Raw genomic sequence first — 17,144 nt, forward strand, 5'->3', positions numbered from 1 at the left:
GCTGCGGCGTGAAGGTAGGCCACCCGCGACCAAGGACCCACCTTGCGGTGTATGCGCAGGGCGATTCGACGTCGCTGCCTTTCCCCTGATCACCGGCTGGGGCTCGGCGCAGATCTGATCAGCTTCGGCCGCGCCTTCATCGCCAACCCCGACCTCGTGGAACGACTGCATCGGGGGCTGTCGATCGCGCCTCACGACGAGTCCACGTGGTACGAGGGCGGCGACGCCGACACCGCCTACCGGCACACAGCCTGAAATAGCCGGGACGATCCGGTGAAGAACGCGATGCCGGTCGCACTCCTGTCTGGGTGCGCCGGTCGCCCGGCTCCAGGGCGTGCTCGAAGATGTCGCGCTGGAACTCCTCGCGGCTGCACGTCGCCGGCCGCGGCCTGGAACAGTGCCTCGAAGGTCGCCGGGTCCTCGTGAGGCCAAGGCTGACAGCGGCCGCATACTATGCCGCACCGGGGGGCTTGTGGCAAGACCCGGGTCGTGCTGCAGAATCTCCGACCTAGGCAAGGACCCGCAGAAATAATCTCCGACCTAGGCAAAGAACCCGCGGAAATGAAGAAAGTCGTGATCTCGACTGAAGAGCGATATCGGAAGCGTCGTATTGAGGTCGATGGACTTGAAATGGCATACATCGAGGAGGGAGAAGGCGATCCGATCGTCTTTCTTCACGGCAACCCGACGTCGTCGTACATATGGCGGAATGTAATCCCGCATCTGGCGGACAAAGGACGCTGCATCGCCCCGGACCTGATCGGGATGGGCGACTCCGCGAAACTTCCGGCAAGTGGGCCGGGCTCATACCGCTTCGTCGAGCATCGCCGCTATCTCGATGCGTTCCTTCAGACCCTCGGCGTACATGAGCGGGTGGTCATGGTGCTGCAGGACTGGGGTTCGGCCCTGGGTTTCGATTGGGCGTACCGTCACCCTTCCGCGCTCCGGGGTATCGCCTACATGGAGGCGTTCGTGGCTCCGATCCCCTCGTGGAGCGACTGGCCGGAGCCTGCGGTTGCGCTCTTCCAGGCGATCCGCTCCACTGCAGGTGAGGAGATGGTCCTCGACAAGAACTTGTTCGTCGACGACGTCTTGCCTGCACAGGTGCTGCGAGGGCTGTCGGAGGCGGAGATGGCCGTCTACCGTCGTCCCTACACAGAACCGGGCGAGTCGCGCAGACCGACGCTGACTTGGCCGCGCGAGGTTCCCGTTGCGGGCGAACCACGCGATGTTCACGATGTCATCACGCGTTATGCGGAATGGCTCGCCAAGTCTTCGGTTCCCAAGCTGTTCATTGAGGCGGTTCCAGGAACGATGTTTGAAACACACCGGGCCATCGCCCGGTCGTGGCCGAATCAGGCACACATCACGATCACGGGTGGCCACATGGTTCAAGAAGACGCTCCCGATCAAATCGGGGCGGCGATCGCCTCCTGGCTGCGAGATCTATCCTGAAAGGGGCGGTGGCGCCCAGGCTCCGGGGCGCTTTGGTGCTGGTGGAGAGCGACCCGATCATGGACATCACCGCTCCTCGGTAATCATGGAGATGTGGCGGGGCGGAGTCCGTCGGAGCCGGTCCTGAGCCGGGCCTACGGTTGCTGTCTCTGTCACCGTCGGCGATCTTGGCTATGGCCCGGGCGAGCCGCGGCTTGCGGGCACCCGCGTCCACCTTCCCCGTGACCCGGTCGGCGTGGTTCTCCGCGGGATCCTCCGTGCCGGCCTTGACCGGCGCCCGGTACTGGTGTGCCTCGGCACGGTGGTGCCGGGCGATCACGTTGGATGCTATGCCGTACAGCCAGGGCCGGGCATCATCACATGAGATGTCGTAGCGGGTGCGCTTGTCAAAGACGATCAGGAACGTCTCTGTGGCCACGTCGTCGGCCAGGCCGGTGCCCAGCCTGCGGGTGGCGTAGCCGTGGATCTCCGTGTAGCGGTCGAAGATGGCGGAGAAGCGCTCAAGCTCCTGCCAGGACTGCTCGGTGATCACGACGGCCCCGGCTTGCGCGGGCAACGCCCGTGTCATCGCGGTCACCTCTCTCTCCTAGGGTTCACGGCTCTCCTTTACCGATGCCCCCGTAAGCGTTCACGCAGGGCATGACTTGGGAGAGGAGGAGAATCGGGCCGTCGTCAACCCGCTGTCGATGCTTGCCGCGGAGCCAGTTTCAGCTGGTCAGATGGCATGCCAAAGGGAATTCAGAAGATCGTTTTCATACGGTCTGCTCATGGCCCCATGAAGATTGAAAGCTTGAGCAGTGATCAAGGGATCGCCTGGTCAAGCTGGACGAAGGAGTGGAGCAGGTGACGGGAATCGAACCCGCGCTGTCAGCTTGGGAAGCGCGTGGAACGCGCCTCGTAGAGGCACTGAGCTGGGCATTCGGCTAGTCATGAGTGACCGTGGTTGACCCCTCATCACCCTGTCTAATGGCACGCTAATGGCACGAGCGGCGGGATGATCCGGTAAAGCTGAACGAGAAGGTCGCAGCGGGGAGCGCGGAGAAGTACCTGGATCGGTGGCGACGTGTGTCGCGCGCTACGACGAACTCGCCATGATGGAAGAGAACGGTGACAAGGGCTGGGAGAACGTCCCCGGCGAGGATGGCCAGGAGTCAAGCTCCTCGCGTAAGTGCTTCCGCACGGTGACGCGACGCTTCGGATGGTGATCTCGGCAAACCTCCGGAGGAAGGATCACGCGGCTGCTGATCCGCTGATCCGGGAGGCGGTCATGCGCTCAGACGGCGTTGTGAAACACACCGACAGATTTGGCTGAGCGGGAGGACCGATTGTTTTCTGCCCTACTGGGGGATGCAGGTGGTTCAGGTCCGGGTGAGTTATCAGTAGACGTTGCTCCTCGACGGTGACGTCCAGGTGAACTTCGAGTGCACGGCGACGCTCACCAGCGGCCCACTGAGCGCTCCCAATGCGAAGCCGGTCCAGATTTCCCCTGAACGCCAGGAGGTGGCACCGGCCGGCGCTGGCTCTATTTGGCGCGACAATCGTGTCGCCGGTTGCCTTCAAGTCTGGTGCACTGCGGTTGGTCTTCGACGCCGGGACGCAACTGAACGTGAAATTTGATTCCCAATTCGAGGCGTGGAGCACCTGTGGTCCTGACGATTTAAGCTTCGTCTATCTGCCGGGTGGTGGGCTTCGATTTTTCGATGATCGGAGGAGCCAGTTTGGAAGATCTCGGCACACAACCCTCTGAGCTGCCGCAGGCCAGGTAAGGGGCGGTCTTTCCTTGCCCGTGAGTCCCTGCAACTCCCCTTGTTCACCCTCCTGATGGGCATGACGTGACCTTCTAATCCGAAGGTCCCCAAACGGTGTCGAAGGGTGTTCAAACCGGTTCACCGCGCAGGTCGCGGATGGGCCGCCTGTTCGTATCAGTCCAGCTCGATCCGGGGGGTCGTACGGCCTACTGGCTCCCAAGCTGGCTCCGAAAATCGGGGTGCTGACGGTTTCGCGGAGGGCTGCGTTCCGAGCGACGAGGGTGCCCCTGACCAGCGTAGAAGCATCTTTGCTGGCCCTCCTCGCCGAGGATCATCCCGCACATATCCCGCAAGGTCTGTACGAGCTGCCTTACGCCGAATCACGGCCATCGGATTAGAAGTGGATGGCCATCGAGGGTTCAGTAATACGGTGACCTGCGGCGAGACATATTTCTTGGTGAGTGAATGAAGATCATCCGTGCATGTTCCGCAGCGACCACACTCGTGCGTGGTGCGCCTCGATGCGCTACCGCGCCCAATGCCAAGGCCAGCCCACCGGTGACCGCCTTTGTCTCTGCCGCCGGCCCTCTCTCGACCGGTACAACGTGCTCCACGCAACAGCGGCCCTGCTCGCCCAGAGTCGTGCAGCGTCTGACTCTAGATAGATCTTCGGTCTGTTGCTATCCGTGTTGGCTGATATATCCTCCGTTAAATGGTGGCAGGCGAGCTGCGACAGCAGACCGGCAGCATTGGTATAGATCGGGCCAAGCGGTGGCTGAACTACTCGACTCGCGTGGCGACGATCTATGCGAACACCGACAAGGTGTTTAGGGACCTGCTGCATTTTAAGTGGCCCCACGGAGGTCAAGAGTTCAGCTTTGACCTGGGGGGCAAGTTGCGCGGCGGCGAGCTGCACGATAAGTCATTTATGGCGGAAGTCAAAGCTTACCGTTACGAAATGGACTCCCCTAAAGAGTACCGAGAATTCGTGGCTGAATGCTACGTGGCATTCCAGGAAAAGCCGGACCGGTGCGACAACTTGATATGGATGTCCTGGTCGCCTTTTCAGGCGCAGAGCTGGCATAAACACCGAGCTCCAGAGTCCATCAAAAAGCATCTTCTACACACCGACAACGTTTTTCGAGTCTTTGGAGCGACATCCGCTGATGAGGCGAAAGGTGAGATAGACGAGCAGGTCATCTATGAGTTGACTAAACGCCTTTGGTTGCTGACGCTCTGCGATGAGCAAGAGGGTCTGGTAATTACGAGCGATCACTACAGGCACCTCAGGGCGTTCATGGGTGTCGAGGAGGAGTCCCAATGAACGGCAAATTCGGTGCGGCTCTACGCCATGCATTAGAGTTTGACTCGCCGGATCAGCGTATCGATTCCCTGAAAACTAGCGTTGGTAATATTTTGCGCTCTGGCGATCCTTCTGTTCGTATCAAGAAGACCGAGTACTTCAACCACACGTTCGCGCCTGACTTGGTACTGAATTGGCCGGATGAGAAACGTGAGAGGCTGGTCTTTCTGCGCACTAATCCGAACCCAGAATGGCTAGCGGCCGACCTAAAAATAATTGCACCCAGTCATCCAATTATGCTCACGTTGGATGACTTTGAGGCGGAACTTGATTCAAGTGCTCACGAACGCTTGGTGTTGGCCGCCAAGGAGGCTCGGGCCTTGATCACGGATCCAGATGCAATTGAAGAGTTCATATCTCCGCGCACTCCAATAACTTCGGTACTTACGAACGCCGTTATCCGTGGTGGTCTTGGCCTGGTCGATGAACAGGACGCGAGAGGTGTGACCGAATGGGCCATCGCAGGGTTTTCCGCTGCGGAGAACCTGGAAGCCGAGCCGATCAGGTCGGCGCTTACGGCAGCCGAGAAAATACTAGACGATGAGCAGGCTAATCGATTCAGTCGTCTTTATCAGGTGGTATGGGAAGGGCAGGGCGGAAGTCCGGAAAATTTCCCATCCCCTCGTACTCTGGCCGGACCTCTAACAGGTAGAGACCTTTCTCTTGTACTTGAAACGCTCATAACGGATGACGTGCAATTCTGGCGTAGAATCGGCCGTAACATTCGGCTTGAGCAAGTAGTGGCTATAGGGGCAGAGTCAGGGCCGAATCTAGGCCACCTAGTCCAAGCAAACTTGGATCGCCTGTTGGCACGTGGGGCGCGAGTCTTTGGGCAGAACGCGACAAGCTCTGAGGAACAACGTGCGGATTGGGGAGTAGAAAGGGGCTGTCTAGCGCTGCGCGGTGACGGTTGGACCGCCTACTTTGCCGCCAAGTCAAACGATTTACCTCCGCACGAAGCGCGACGCGGCGTGTCAGTTAGTACGTTGGTTGACGGCGTTCGACAGTTGGGCGTTCGCATGACGGACGTAAAAGTCCAGCAGTCTAACTTCGCTATCTCGATCGAAGCTGTCGGAGATGCTGACGTTGTCGACAGTCCAGACTTCGGTCAACTGGTAGCCCGTGGCGACTCTGTGGCGCAGGCCGCCGCAATTGCAATGTCGAGTGGACGGAATCTAATAGCAGATTTCACTACAGGGACAGCCATGGGCCACACTAGTGCTATGTTCCCACTTACCGAACTCGCGCAAGCTGCAGTTAGACTTCTGCTTGAGCTAAGCTATCGAAATGTTCCGGATGCGGATGTGAAGCTGGTTTCCGGCCGCGATCCATTAGCGGTTCAGGAGCCGCTCTGGGAATGATGTGCTCCTAGTCTGGCAGCCCACTTACGTGGCAACTGGTTACCGCAGCCAACCGTCGGTCTTGGCCATCCCGTCTGTCATCGATCGGCCCCGACCACGGCAGGCGTCGGCCCCCGTGGCGATTGTCGTACTGCTTGGAAACGGCGGCGCGGCCAGAGGCTGGCCTGGATCCGGAATCCATCCCTGACCTGGGCCTTGATGCGTGGGACGGATGGCAGGAATCGAACCCGATCTGTTGACCTGGGCTTCGGGCCGGTCGTGGGTGGCCATTGTTGCTCCCTTGTCGTCCTGGTTAAATGGCTGGCTAATGGCCCGGCGGTTGTTCTGGCGAGCAGTTGAAGTGCTGACACGGGCTCGGGAGTGCTCGTGGTCGTCGAGCACGGCGCCGAACAGGGCTGCTCCGGTGAGCTGACGAATTCACCACGCCGCATTTCGTCCTCGCCGCTTGTTCTGGTGGTGAAGTCCATGGTGGAGGTTGCCGGCGTCTGGATGGCCGCGTCGGTGGGGAGCCGACCTGGTTCGGAAGTGACCGGTTCGGTCACGCTTGTGAGCGGGGTGCCCGCGTTGCGACTTCGTCTGGTCGGAGAGAAGGCCAGGTCCTCAGGGTCCGTCTGGGGGAGTTTAGCGAGGGCCAAGGGATAGGGCTCGCGAGGCCATGAGACCTTCCCGGCCTCCCAGCGGCGGGCCCGCTCCTCGTCGCAGGCCAGTCGGTAACTGACTCCGCTCCGCAATCAGTCCACCGGCTCCACGGAAGCCCGACAAAATCTGTTTATCGGCACGCACGCCACCAGAACCCGGCCGTGCCGTACGTCACGTGGACGGCATGCCGGATCCCGCAGCCTCGACCACCTGCCTGCCCGCCGCCGTCTGGCAGTAAAGGACCGAACGTCCCGACCGGCGACGCCACACCAGGCCCGCGTCGTGGAGGATCTTGAGGTGGCCGCCCACCGATCCCAGGCTGTGTCCGGTCAGCGCGGTGATCTGCGTGGTGCTGAGCGGTGTCTCCAGCAACGTGAGGATCTCGGCCCGGATGGGCCCGAGCAGCCTGCCCAGGGCCGGTTCGGGAGCCGGCGGCGTGGCGAGGAGGCCCGAGCAGGAGTAGACGATCGCGTATCGGTGCGGGAGGTCCCAGCCGATCCACCCACCTGAGGTGGTGGGGATGACAAGCACCTGCGCGCCGCCCACCTCCCTCGCGGGATTGGCGTGGGCGTTCACCTGGAGGCGGCCGTCGCCGAGCCACCGCAGGCCCGGCCGGATGCCTTCGAGTGCGGCGGCCCATCCGCCGGTGCCGAGCTGCTGGGTGCGCGCGACGATGTCGGCTTCGAGCACACGCCGACGCCGCGCCCAATAGGGCTGGACCGTCTCGTTCCAGACCCATTCCAGCAGGCCGGCGACGCGCTCCGGCAGATCGGGCACGAGCAGTGCCTTGGGAAGGGAGCGCCCGAGGCACTCTTCGAGATCGGCGGCCGCGGTCGCGGCCGGCGTTTCCTGCACCTTCCGGATCTCGTCATGGAAGGTGACCTCACCCGGTGCGGGCGGCGGCGTCATGAAGTCGGGCAGATAGTGCGGCTGAAAGGCCGCCTCCACAAGCCGGGCGGCGAAGGGATCCCCGGCGAGGCGGCGGCGATAAGCGGGCGTGTGCGTGGCGATCCACCGGTTCAACCCGGGACGGGACCTCTGCCAGACGAGTACGGCAAGAGCCCCCACAACCTCGTTCAACGGCGACAGAGCGAATCTGCACCGAGCGAGCGCGTCTGCACCGACATGCCAAATGCCCATGTTTCGCCCCCCGGCGAAACAGTACCGCCCACGTCGCGGGTCTGATCAAACTCCCCACATGCGCACCTACACCGAACTGTTCCGTGTGCCGGAGTACCGCCCCCTCTTCGCAGCCACGGCCCTGGAGGTGGCCGCCAGCACCATGCGTGGACTGGCCCTCGGCGTGCTCGTCTACGCCGCGACCGGGTCACCCCTTCTGTCCGCGCTCAGCCTGTTCGGGTCGTACTTCGCCCATGTGGCCGGGGCGGCGCTGCTGATGTCCGCGGCGGACAGGCTGCCGCCGCGCGCGGCCTTGAGCGTGTCCGCGATTATCCTCGGCCTCGGCGCCGCCGTACTCGCCGTGCCCGGCATGCCGATCTGGGCCATGCTGCTCATCGTGCTGGGGCTCGGGCTGGTGCAGTCGCCGGCGGGCGGGGTCCGGAGCGGGCTGCTGAACGAGATCCTGCCCGAAGGCGGCTATGTGCTGGGCCGGTCGGTCTTCAACATGGCGATGGGCGCGATGCAGATCGCCGGCTTCGCGGCCGGCGGGGTGATCGTCGCGGTCCTGTCGCCGCAGGGTGCGCTCCTGTCCGCGCTGGTCCTCGACTTGATGGCGGCGGCCGTACTCTGGTTCGGCCTCAACTCCCGCCCGCCCCGGGCGTCGGGACGGCCGTCGGTGCGCGCGACATGGCGGGGGAACGCCGAGTTGTGGTCGCTGCCCGCGCGCCGCCACCTCTACATCGCGCTGTGGGTGCCGAACGGGCTGATCGTCGGCTGCGAGGCGCTGTTCATCCCCTATGCCCCCGAGACCTCGTGGGTGTTGTTCATCGCGGCGGCCTTCGGGATGCTCGTCGGGGACATGCTGGTGGGGCGCTTCGCGGCGCCGCGGTGGCGTGCCCGGCTGACGACGCCGCTGCGCGTGTTGCTCGCCGTGGCATACCTCGTGTTCGTGGTGCGCCCCCACTGGGCTGTCGCCGCGGTCGTCGCCGCCGTCGCCTCGGTGGGCTTCGCGGCGGGCGTGCTGCTCCAGGAGCGCCTGATCACGGCGACCCCGGAGCGCCTGCAGGGCCAGGCGCTGGGCCTGCACGGCTCCGGCATGTCCGCCATGCAGGCCGTGGGCGCCACCGTCGCGGGCGCCCTGGCGCAGTTCATGGACATCCACAGCGCCATGACGGTGCTGGCCGTGATGTCGCTGGCCGTCACGGTCTACCTCACCCCGCGCCTCCGCCACCCGGCGGTCGCCCGGCCTGGGCACGGATGATCAGGGAACCGCCAGCGCGCGGAGGCGCTCCCACACCCCGCCTGCGACCTCCAGCACCTCCGCGTCGCCGGCCCGCTTGAGTCCCGCCCCCGGCACGTGGCCACCGGCCGCGGCCAGCTCGGTGCACAATGCCTCGACCCGCTCCGCCGTACCCTCACCCAGCCTGGACGGATCGAGCACGATGGCGACCACGCCCCGTCCGCGCGGATTGTCCCGCTGGTCGAGCGCGGCTCCGGCCAGGGACTCCACGAGCAGCCCGACCAGCGTGCCGAGCACCCCGCCGGCGGGCAGCAGAGCGTGTACGGCGTGAGCCTCGGCGGTCGGCCGCCCGTCTCCGCCGAGGGCCACCCCGTCGGGCAGCGGCGTGCTGTCGGCCTTGTGCCCGGCGAGGGCCGCCTGGGTGAGGGCGCTCGTGGCGAAGTCGGCCACGAGGGCGCCGCCGTTCGCCCGGGGCACACCGTACGCCACGGGGTCGGTGCCGAGCACCGGCCCGTGGCCGCCCGCCGGAGCGACGGTGCGGGGGGCGTGCGCGACGAGGATGGCGATGCGGCCCGCCGCGGCTTGAGCGGCGACATAGGGGCCGAGCCGCCCGGTGCCGGTGACCGACCGCGCCCCGACGACACCGGCACCGAGATCGCCGGCGATCTCGCCGGCGATGCGGACCGCCGCCGCCATGGCGATGAACCCGGGAAGCCCGGTGCCGTCGAGCACCCGGACGGCCCCGTCACCCTCGGCCCGGATCGGCGCCGCCTCCGCGGCGGCCTCCCAGCGGGGGAAGTCAAGACCGCCCCCAGGCCGTACGGCATGAGCCGGGCCGGCCGGGACCGAGCCTGAAGACGCGCCCGGGAACACACCCGGCCCCCCACCTGGAACGTTCCCGGCCCGGTCGAGTTCGCGGACGGCCATGCCGAGGCCGAAGGTGGGCATGCCCGCGGCCTGGGCGCCGACGAGGGCGTCGGCGGCCAGGGCGCGGTCGGCCGGGTAGGGCGCGAGCAGGCGGAGAAGCAGGGCCCGCGCCTCCCCGGCGGTGACGGTCGTCACGCGCGGTCGATGAGTCCGGCCGCGGCGACGAGCTCGGTGAGGAGCAGGGCGTTGCCGACGGTGCCCCGGTCGTGGTTGTGGCCGACGGCGACGAGGGAGACGCCCGAGGTGAGGGCCTCGTGGGTGCGGATGCGGCCGACGCTGACGGAACGGCCGTCACCGGCGGTGCGGTCGAGGAACGGCTGCGGGCGGTCGGGCTCCTCGCGCACCACGATGAGGCCGGCGGGCGCCGACGGCAGCTTGTGCTCGGCGGCCAGGCCCTTGAAGCCGCCGAGCACCTCGGCGATCTCGGCGGGGGAGGCCGACGCGCCGAGGGCGGCCGACAGGACGGCGGTGTGGCCGTCGCGCACGGGCACCCGGGTGCAGGTGGAGGCGAGCGGGGTGCTCCACGGCACGACGCGGTCGCCCTCAAGCGTGCCGAAGATCTTGGCGAGTTCGGCGGAGAGCTTCTCCTCCTCGTCGGCGATGTACGGCAGCAGGTTGTCGACGACCTGGAGGGCGGCGACGCCGCTCTTGCCGGCGCCGGACAGCGCCTGCAGGGTGGTGGCGACCACGGAGTCGACGCCGTAGGCGTCCTGCAGCGGCTTGAGCGCCAGGCCGACGATCACGGCGGTGCAAAGGGGGCTGGCGATGAGGAAGCCCTTGCCGTATCCGCGGGTCTTGACCTGGCTCTTGGCGAGCGCCAGGTGGCCGGGGTTGATCTCGGGCACGATCAGCGGCACGTCGTCGTCGAGGCGCAGCCCGGCCGACTCGCTGACGACGCCGAAGCCCATGGCGGCGAGCTGCGGGTCGAGCGCGCGGGCGTGCGGGCCGGGCAGCCCGGACAGCACGAACTCGACGCCGGCGTCGCGGAGGGGCGCCTCCTCGATGGGCGCGAGCCGTACATCGGCCCAGTGGGCGGGCAGCGGCTCGTCGAGCAGCCAGCGGTCGGCGACCACCTCACCGAGGGTGCGCCCCACGTCGGCGGGGTCGTCGGCGATGACGGCGCGCACCTCGAACCACGGGTGGTCCTCGTAGAGGCCGAGGCCGCGCTGTCCGATGTAGGCGAAGGGGGTCTTTCCGGCGACTCCGAGGAGGCCGACTCCGATCTTGGACATGTTTTGCCTTTCTAGTACGAGAAGCCTGGAGGTCAGGCGTGGAGCCGTTCGCCGGCGAAGACTCCCGAGTCGAGGGCGAGGCGGATGATGACCTCGCGGGCCTTGCGGATGTGCCTGAGCTCGATGTCGGCGGCGCGTTTGCCGTCGCGGTCCTGGAGGGCCTCGATGAGACGGCGGTGGTCGTCGAGAGGTTCGCCGGGTTCGAGGGGGCGGGCCGAGCACAGCCGCAGGATGCGTTCGAGTTCCTCGAAGAGGTTCTCGGTGATGGTGTGCAGCCGTTTGTTGCCGGACAGCCGCGCGACGGTGCAGTGGAAGAGGTGCGACGCCGACAAAACCGACGACGAGTCGTGTGCTCCGCCGTACCCGAGTTCGGTCTCGTCGGCGAGCCGGGCGAGCTCGGCGGGGGCGGCCTGCGCGGCCAGGCGGCACGCCATGGGGCCGGTCGCCTCGCGCAGGTTCAGCAGGTCGATGAGGTCCTGGAGGGTGACGGGGGCGACCCGGCACTGGCTCCTCGGCAGGATCTCGACCAGGTCGTCGTGGGCGAGCCGGTGGAGCGCGTCGCGCACCGGGGTGCGCGACGTGCCGTATTCCACGGACAGCTCGCCGATGTCGAGGGTCTGCCCCGGCAGCAGCTCGCAGAGGAGGATCCGGCGGCGCAGGTCGGCGTAGACCCCCTCGCGGAGGCCCGCCGACTTGGTCAACCGCTCAACGGTCATGCCCGGATCCGGTTCATGCCCCTGCGCGAGACGATGTCGCCGGGCACGGTGCCCATGCCCTCGGCGAACTCGACGTGGTCCCGGCTCGCGACGAACACCAGCGCGTCGGACTCGTCGGCCCATTCCATGTGGAGCGTGAACTCGTCGCCCGTCCAGAACGCCTCGGCGCGCACCGCGCCCGGCTGCGACAGGATCAGCGGGCGCCCCCGCTCACGCCAGAAGGTCTCGACGGACTCCTTGCGCTCGGCGGGGATGCGTACGGTGACCGCACGCACGTGGCCTCCGGTGATGACCGGCGGGGTGACGGTGTGGGCGGCCTCGCGCTCGGTGACGCGCACGCCGAGCTCGGCGAAGCTCGTGTTGATGCCGGCGTGGGCCTGACCCGAGTGGAACGTGGTGAAGTGTTCGGCTGTGTCCCAGAAGGTCACGGCGCGGAGTCTGCCGGGGGTCTCGGACTCCAGCACGACCGAGCCGCGCCAGCCGGGACGGCCGGAGGGGCCCGACGTGCCCTCGGAGGCGAAGTAGCCGACGACGTCGTCGCGCTTCGCCGCGTCGAAGTCGAGCGTGCTGTAACGGGCGTACATGAGGGGACCTCTCTTCAAGAACGGTAAAACGGTGCTGAGGGGGTCACTGCCGGGACCAGGGGACCAGGCGGCGCTCGACGAGGGCGACCAGCAGGCCGGCGAGATATCCGAGCAGGGAGATGGTGACGATGCCGACGAACATCTTCGAGACCGCCAGCGTCTGCCAGGCGCTCCAGATCATGTAGCCGACACCGGTGCGGGAGCCGAGGAACTCCGAGGCGGCGATGACGACGAACGCGCCGCCGACGGCCAGTTTGAGGCCGGTGAAGATGCTCGGCAGGGCGGCTGGCAGCGCGACCGTGCTCCACGTGCGCCAGCGGCTCGCGCCGCTGGTCCTGGCCACGTCGAAGTAGATCGGCGGAGTCTGCAGGACGCCGCCCATGGTGTTGTAGAAGATGTAGAAGAAGACGCCGATCGCCACGATGACGTACTTACTGGTCTCCTCGACGCCGAAGATCAGCAGAAGCAGCGGCAGGATCGCGATCTTCGGGATGGGCAGCAGGCTGGCGAAGATCGGCCCGGCCAGCACTCGCAGCCACTGCACCGCGCCGAAGGCGATGCCGAGGACGAGACCCGGCACCCCGCCCAGCACGATGCCGATGCCGACGCGGGTGAGCGTGATGAGCGAGTGCTCCAGCAGGGTGCCCGTCGTGAGCAGCTCCCAGAAGGTGCCGGCGATGGAGGTGGGCGGCGGGAAGAACCGCGCGTCGAGCAGGCCGCCGCGGCTCGCGGCCTCCCACACGACGAGCAGCAGCAGGGGGCTGAAGGGGCCGATGAACTTCAGCGCCGAGCCGGGCCGCCGCCCGCGCAGGCGGCGCTCCAGGTCCTCCCGGGCGGAGCTCTTCGGGCCGTCGGTGGTTGTCACGGGGCCACCTCCTCGGGGGATGCGGAGGTGGCGGCGTCCGCGCGCAGGAGCCGCCACAACTCGTAGGTGACCTCGCCGTATCGCGGGTCGCGGCGCAGCTCCAGGATGTCCCTCGGCCGTCCGAACGGCACGGCCACGTCGGCCAGCAGCCTGCCGGGCCTGGCCGACATGACGAGGACCCGGTCGGCGAGGGTGAGCGCCTCGTCCACGCTGTGGGTGATGAACACGACCGTCTTGCCGCTGTCCTGCCAGATGCGCAGCAGTTCCTGCTGGAGCACCAGGCGGGTCTGCTCGTCGAGCGCGCCGAACGGCTCGTCCATCAGCAGCACCTCGCCGTCGTCGGCGAGCGCCCGCGCGACCGAGGTGCGCTGGCGCATGCCGCCCGACAACTGGTGGGGGTAGGCGCCCTTGAAGTCGGTGAGCCCGATGAGGTCGAGGAGCGGGGCGACGCGCCTGCGCCGCTCCGCCCTTCCCACGCCGCGCACCTTCAGTGGGTAGCCGACGTTGTCCTCGACGCTCAGCCACGGGAAGACACCGTGTTCCTGGAAGACGACCGAGGCGTGGCCGTTCACCCGCACCTCGCCGAGGTCCTGGGTGTCCAGGTCGGCGAGGATGCGCAGAAGGGTGCTCTTGCCGCAGCCCGAGGGGCCGAGCACGCAGATGAACTCACCCGGCGCGGCCGAGAACGAGAAGTTCTCGATCGCGATCACGGTCTGGTCGCGCCGGGCGTCGTGGAATCCCTTCCAGACGCCCCGCACGTCGATCGCCGGTTCCGCCACCTGTCAGCCGTTCGAAGGTGAGGCCGCGGGCGTGGAGCCGAGGGAGGCGCTGGCGCGGTCGAGCAGGTCCTTGCGGAAGGCCGACTGCATGTCCGCGTTGCCGTCGTATTCGAGGTCGCCCTGCTCGCGGAAGAACTGCTCCTGCAGGGAGACGGAGTTCCAGTCGATGTCGCCGGTGGGGTCGTTCTCGGTGAGGCCGATGCGGTCCAGCATCTCGACCGGAAGGTCGGTGTACTTCGCGATGATGGCCTTGTTGGCCGGGTCCTTCCAGCCGCCTGAGGCCAGCTCGTCGGCGGCCTTGAGATAGGCGGCCAGGAACTTCACCACGGCGTCCTCGTTCTTCTTGAGGAAGTCGGTGTTGAAGACGACCGCGCCGAGCTCAGTGCCCGCCGCGTGGTGCTCGACGAGCCGGGTGGCGATCTTCTTCTCCTCCAGGGCGGTCGACATCGGCTCGATGGTCCACGCCGCCGCGATGGCGCCGTTGGCCATGGCCGGTCCGGTGTCGGGCGGGCTGATGTTGGTGAGCTCGACGTCCTTGAGGGTCAGGCCGCCGGTCTTGAGCGCCAGGGCGACCGAGTAGGCGCCGAAGCCGCCGGGGCCGGGCACACCGATCTTCTTGCCGCGCAGGTCGGCGACCTTCTTGACGCCCGAGCCGACGGCGACCATGAAGGGCGACGGGTCGCGGCCGTCCTTGGGCACCCGGGAGACGCTGGACAGCACCGACAGCGACGCGCCGGACTTGACCGCGTTGAACAGGCCGGCGCCCCAGGACGCGCCGCCGGCGACGACGTTGCCCGCGCTGACGAGCTGGTAGGTCTCACCGGACGAGCCGCCCTTGGGCACCAGCTTGACCTTGGCGCCCATCTGGGCGAAGTAGCCCTTGTCCTGGGCCAGGAAGAACGCGCCGTAGTCGGCGTAGGGCGAGTAGAGGAAAGTGATCTCGGGGCTTTCCTTGGCCCCCGCCCCCGATGTGGCCGCCTGCTCTCCCCCGGAGCCGCAGGCGGCGAGCAGGGTGGTAGCAGCCAGTCCGATGGAGCCGAACAGCAGCGTTCGTCGCCGCATGGCATCTCCCAACGTTCAACCCGCACATTCGCGGCATTTTGCTTGGGCAAAACCATAGAGTTCTGATACATCAGATGACAAGCTCAGATACACGAGAGAGGTCCGTCTTGTCCGAGAGCCTTCTCCGCGACGCCGACAGCGCCTGCGACGCCGTCATCGACCTGCGCCGCGCCCTCCACCGTGAACCCGAACTCGGACTCGACCTCCCGAAGACGCAGGCCCGTCTGCTCGCCGCCCTCGAACCCCTCGACCTGCCGACCACACTCGGCCGCGCCTCCAGCTCAGTCGTCGTGCGCCTCGACGGCGACCAGCCGGGCCCGCTCACCCTGCTGCGCGCCGACATGGACGCGCTCCCCGTCACCGAACGCACCGGCTTGCCGTACACGAGCGAGGTGCCCGGCGCGATGCACGCCTGCGGGCACGACGCCCACACCGCGATGCTGATGGGCGCCGCCCACGTGCTCCACGCCCGCCGCGCCGAACTCTGCGGCACGGCACTGCTCGTCTTCCAGCCGGGGGAGGAGGGGTACGGCGGATGCCGGAAAATGATCGGCGAGGGCCTCCTCGACCCCCTGCCCGACCGGGCCTTCGCCCTGCACCAGTCGCCCACGCTGGCCTCGGGCCACGTGGCGACCCGGCCCGGGCCGCTGCTCGCCGCCGGCGACGTCTTCCAGGTGACGGTCACCGGCCGCGGCGGCCACGCCTCCCGCCCCCACGAGGCCGACGACGTGCTCGGCGCCGCCGCCGCGCTCGTGCCCGCGCTCCACGCGCGCGCCGCCAGAGCCGCCGACCCCGCTCGCCCGTGGCAGGTCTACGTCAGCACCGTCAACGCCGGCACCGCCCCCGGCGTCATCGCCGACCGCGCCGTCCTCACCGGCGGCACCCGCACCCTCGAGGAGTCCGCCCGCGCTCGCGCCGTCACCCTCGTCGGCGAGGTCGCCACCGGCATCGCCGAGGCCCACGGCTGCGCCGCCGAGGTGACGTGGACCTCCATCGCCCCCGCCACCGTCAACGACCCCGATCAGACCACCCTCGCCCTCGACACCGCGACCGCCCTGCTCGGCGCCGACCGTGTGCACATCCTCGAACGCCCGGCCTTCGCCTCCGAGGACTTCGGCCACGTGCTGGCCCGGGTGCCGGGCACCCTTTTGCAACTCGGCACCCGGCCACCGGGGGCACTCGACCCCGCGCCGAACCACTCGCCTCTGATGTGCTTGGACGAGGGCGCCCTCGTCACGGGGGTGGCGCTGTACGCGGCTCTCGCTCTTGCTCCCGCGGAGTGACCGATGTTTCGAAATCAAAATCTCAAAACTAGGTTTTGAGACAGCGGTAGATCGTCGCCCGCGAGACGCCGAACCGCTCGGCGATCTCGTCTGCGCTCCGCCCTGAGGCGTGCATAAGGCGCGCCTGCGCGGCCTGCGCCTCCGAGAGCGCCGAGGGCCGTCCGCCGCTCCGCCCCCGGGGGTGTGCCCTCCCGGCGTCCTTGGGCCGCTCGGCGACCTCGAGGTCCGCGTCCCCGAGCAGCGCCCTGGCGCCGTCGAGGATGAGCCGCCTGAGCCGGTCCACGGGCACGTCGCGGAAGAGCAGCACCGGGTCGCCGAGGCCCGCCACCACCTGGCAGGCGCGCACCCGCTCCTCAAGGTCGCAGCCGGGGCCGGCGACCAGGTCGTTGGCCAGCGTGATCGCGGCCCGGAACCGCTCGGCCACCGGGGCCTGGACCAGCAGCGTCATGTCCCTGACAAGCATGCTCAACGTCTCGCGGTGACGCAGGTGGACGTCGACGTAGCCCTCGATCGCCCGCCACCGCACCGCCTCCGGCGCTCCATGCGTCTCCGCCTCGTTGAGCACCTCTTCGAGCTCGTCCAGCAGGGGCAGCGTGAGGTGCCGGAGGATCTCGTCCTTGGACGCGAAGTGGTAGTACAGCGCGGCCTTGGTGATGCCCACCCGGTCGGCGACGGCCTGCATGGATGTGGCGCGATAGCCGCGGGCCGCGAACAGGGCGCGTGCGGCGTCGAGGATCCGCTGGGAGGTCGCCTGGGTGGCGCCCGGGACGC

At 67.4% G+C, this 17,144-nt stretch carries 18 protein-coding genes; 8 read left to right on the forward strand and 10 right to left on the reverse strand.

The window, feature by feature from the left end:
• The first annotated feature begins 51 nt into the window (after nucleotides 1-51).
• On the forward strand, nucleotides 52-255 hold the full coding sequence (locus tag Ssi02_RS35425; RefSeq protein WP_239130300.1) for a hypothetical protein: 204 nt from the start codon (nucleotides 52-54) through the stop codon (nucleotides 253-255).
• 306 nt (nucleotides 256-561) lie between these two features.
• Nucleotides 562-1,455: a haloalkane dehalogenase gene (locus Ssi02_RS35430; protein ID WP_239130303.1), complete on the forward strand. Its 894-nt coding sequence runs from the start codon at nucleotides 562-564 to the stop codon at nucleotides 1,453-1,455.
• Here the strand turns inward: Ssi02_RS35430 and Ssi02_RS35435 are convergent.
• Nucleotides 1,373-2,023 (reverse strand): RNA polymerase sigma factor, encoded by a 651-nt coding sequence (locus Ssi02_RS35435; RefSeq protein WP_239130309.1) that lies wholly within the window; start codon nucleotides 2,021-2,023, stop codon nucleotides 1,373-1,375. The two genes, Ssi02_RS35430 and Ssi02_RS35435, sit on opposite strands and share 83 nt — an antisense overlap.
• Before the next feature lie 487 nt (nucleotides 2,024-2,510).
• On the opposite strand from Ssi02_RS35435, the gene Ssi02_RS35440 reads away from it, so the two are divergent.
• The 4 genes from Ssi02_RS35440 (at nucleotide 2,511) to Ssi02_RS35450 (ending at nucleotide 5,927) form a co-directional block, all read left to right on the forward strand.
• Complete coding sequence (locus tag Ssi02_RS35440; RefSeq protein ID WP_204032309.1) at nucleotides 2,511-2,660, forward strand: hypothetical protein; 150 nt, start codon at nucleotides 2,511-2,513, stop codon at nucleotides 2,658-2,660.
• 257 nt (nucleotides 2,661-2,917) lie between these two features.
• The gene (locus Ssi02_RS40055; RefSeq protein ID WP_373870251.1) at nucleotides 2,918-3,202 is read left to right on the forward strand and encodes a DUF6188 family protein; all 285 of its coding nucleotides are present in this window, start codon (nucleotides 2,918-2,920) and stop codon (nucleotides 3,200-3,202) included.
• 716 nt (nucleotides 3,203-3,918) lie between these two features.
• A complete protein-coding gene (locus Ssi02_RS35445; RefSeq protein ID WP_204032311.1) occupies nucleotides 3,919-4,527 on the forward strand; it encodes a hypothetical protein in 609 nt (202 codons plus the stop codon).
• A complete protein-coding gene (locus Ssi02_RS35450; RefSeq protein WP_204032312.1) occupies nucleotides 4,524-5,927 on the forward strand; it encodes a hypothetical protein in 1,404 nt (467 codons plus the stop codon). The genes Ssi02_RS35445 and Ssi02_RS35450 overlap by 4 nt, the downstream gene beginning before the upstream one ends.
• 810 nt (nucleotides 5,928-6,737) lie before the next feature.
• Here Ssi02_RS35450 and Ssi02_RS35455 read toward each other — a convergent pair.
• Nucleotides 6,738-7,646, reverse strand: coding sequence for an ArsR/SmtB family transcription factor (locus tag Ssi02_RS35455; protein ID WP_239130306.1), 909 nt, complete (start codon nucleotides 7,644-7,646; stop codon nucleotides 6,738-6,740).
• Nucleotides 7,647-7,764: 118 nt separating this feature from the next.
• Between Ssi02_RS35455 and Ssi02_RS35460 the strand changes: the two genes are divergently transcribed.
• Complete coding sequence (locus Ssi02_RS35460) at nucleotides 7,765-8,946, forward strand: MFS transporter (protein ID WP_204032314.1); 1,182 nt, start codon at nucleotides 7,765-7,767, stop codon at nucleotides 8,944-8,946.
• Here Ssi02_RS35460 and Ssi02_RS35465 read toward each other — a convergent pair whose 3' ends face one another.
• The 7 genes from Ssi02_RS35465 to Ssi02_RS35495 are packed head-to-tail and all read right to left on the reverse strand — an operon-like array spanning nucleotide 8,947 to nucleotide 15,090.
• The gene (locus tag Ssi02_RS35465) at nucleotides 8,947-9,987 is read right to left on the reverse strand and encodes an Ldh family oxidoreductase (protein WP_204032315.1); all 1,041 of its coding nucleotides are present in this window, start codon (nucleotides 9,985-9,987) and stop codon (nucleotides 8,947-8,949) included.
• Nucleotides 9,984-11,084 (reverse strand): aspartate-semialdehyde dehydrogenase, encoded by a 1,101-nt coding sequence (asd, locus tag Ssi02_RS35470; protein WP_204032317.1) that lies wholly within the window; start codon nucleotides 11,082-11,084, stop codon nucleotides 9,984-9,986. Before asd ends, Ssi02_RS35465 begins: the two co-directional genes overlap by 4 nt.
• A gap of 32 nt (nucleotides 11,085-11,116) precedes the next feature.
• Nucleotides 11,117-11,800: a GntR family transcriptional regulator gene (locus Ssi02_RS35475; protein WP_204032319.1), complete on the reverse strand. Its 684-nt coding sequence runs from the start codon at nucleotides 11,798-11,800 to the stop codon at nucleotides 11,117-11,119.
• Nucleotides 11,797-12,384, reverse strand: a complete 588-nt coding sequence (locus tag Ssi02_RS35480; protein WP_204032322.1) for a hypothetical protein — start codon at nucleotides 12,382-12,384, stop codon at nucleotides 11,797-11,799. Before Ssi02_RS35480 ends, Ssi02_RS35475 begins: the two co-directional genes overlap by 4 nt.
• Nucleotides 12,385-12,427: 43 nt before the next feature.
• The gene (locus tag Ssi02_RS35485) at nucleotides 12,428-13,249 is read right to left on the reverse strand and encodes an ABC transporter permease (protein ID WP_204032324.1); all 822 of its coding nucleotides are present in this window, start codon (nucleotides 13,247-13,249) and stop codon (nucleotides 12,428-12,430) included.
• Nucleotides 13,246-14,028, reverse strand: a complete 783-nt coding sequence (locus Ssi02_RS35490) for an ABC transporter ATP-binding protein (protein ID WP_204032327.1) — start codon at nucleotides 14,026-14,028, stop codon at nucleotides 13,246-13,248. The genes Ssi02_RS35485 and Ssi02_RS35490 overlap by 4 nt, the downstream gene beginning before the upstream one ends.
• A gap of 3 nt (nucleotides 14,029-14,031) precedes the next feature.
• The gene (locus tag Ssi02_RS35495; RefSeq protein ID WP_204032330.1) at nucleotides 14,032-15,090 is read right to left on the reverse strand and encodes an ABC transporter substrate-binding protein; all 1,059 of its coding nucleotides are present in this window, start codon (nucleotides 15,088-15,090) and stop codon (nucleotides 14,032-14,034) included.
• 107 nt (nucleotides 15,091-15,197) lie between these two features.
• Here Ssi02_RS35495 and Ssi02_RS35500 point away from each other — a divergent pair, with 107 nt between their 5' ends.
• Nucleotides 15,198-16,373: a M20 metallopeptidase family protein gene (locus Ssi02_RS35500; RefSeq protein WP_204032332.1), complete on the forward strand. Its 1,176-nt coding sequence runs from the start codon at nucleotides 15,198-15,200 to the stop codon at nucleotides 16,371-16,373.
• 28 nt (nucleotides 16,374-16,401) lie between these two features.
• On the opposite strand, the gene Ssi02_RS35505 is transcribed toward Ssi02_RS35500, so the two are convergent.
• Nucleotides 16,402-17,144, reverse strand: a 743-nt coding sequence (locus Ssi02_RS35505; RefSeq protein WP_204032335.1) for a TetR family transcriptional regulator, incomplete at its 5' end; no start/stop codon positions are given.

The sequence above is a fragment of the Sinosporangium siamense genome, assembly GCF_016863435.1.
In the GTDB taxonomy this organism is placed as follows: domain Bacteria; phylum Actinomycetota; class Actinomycetes; order Streptosporangiales; family Streptosporangiaceae; genus Sinosporangium; species Sinosporangium siamense.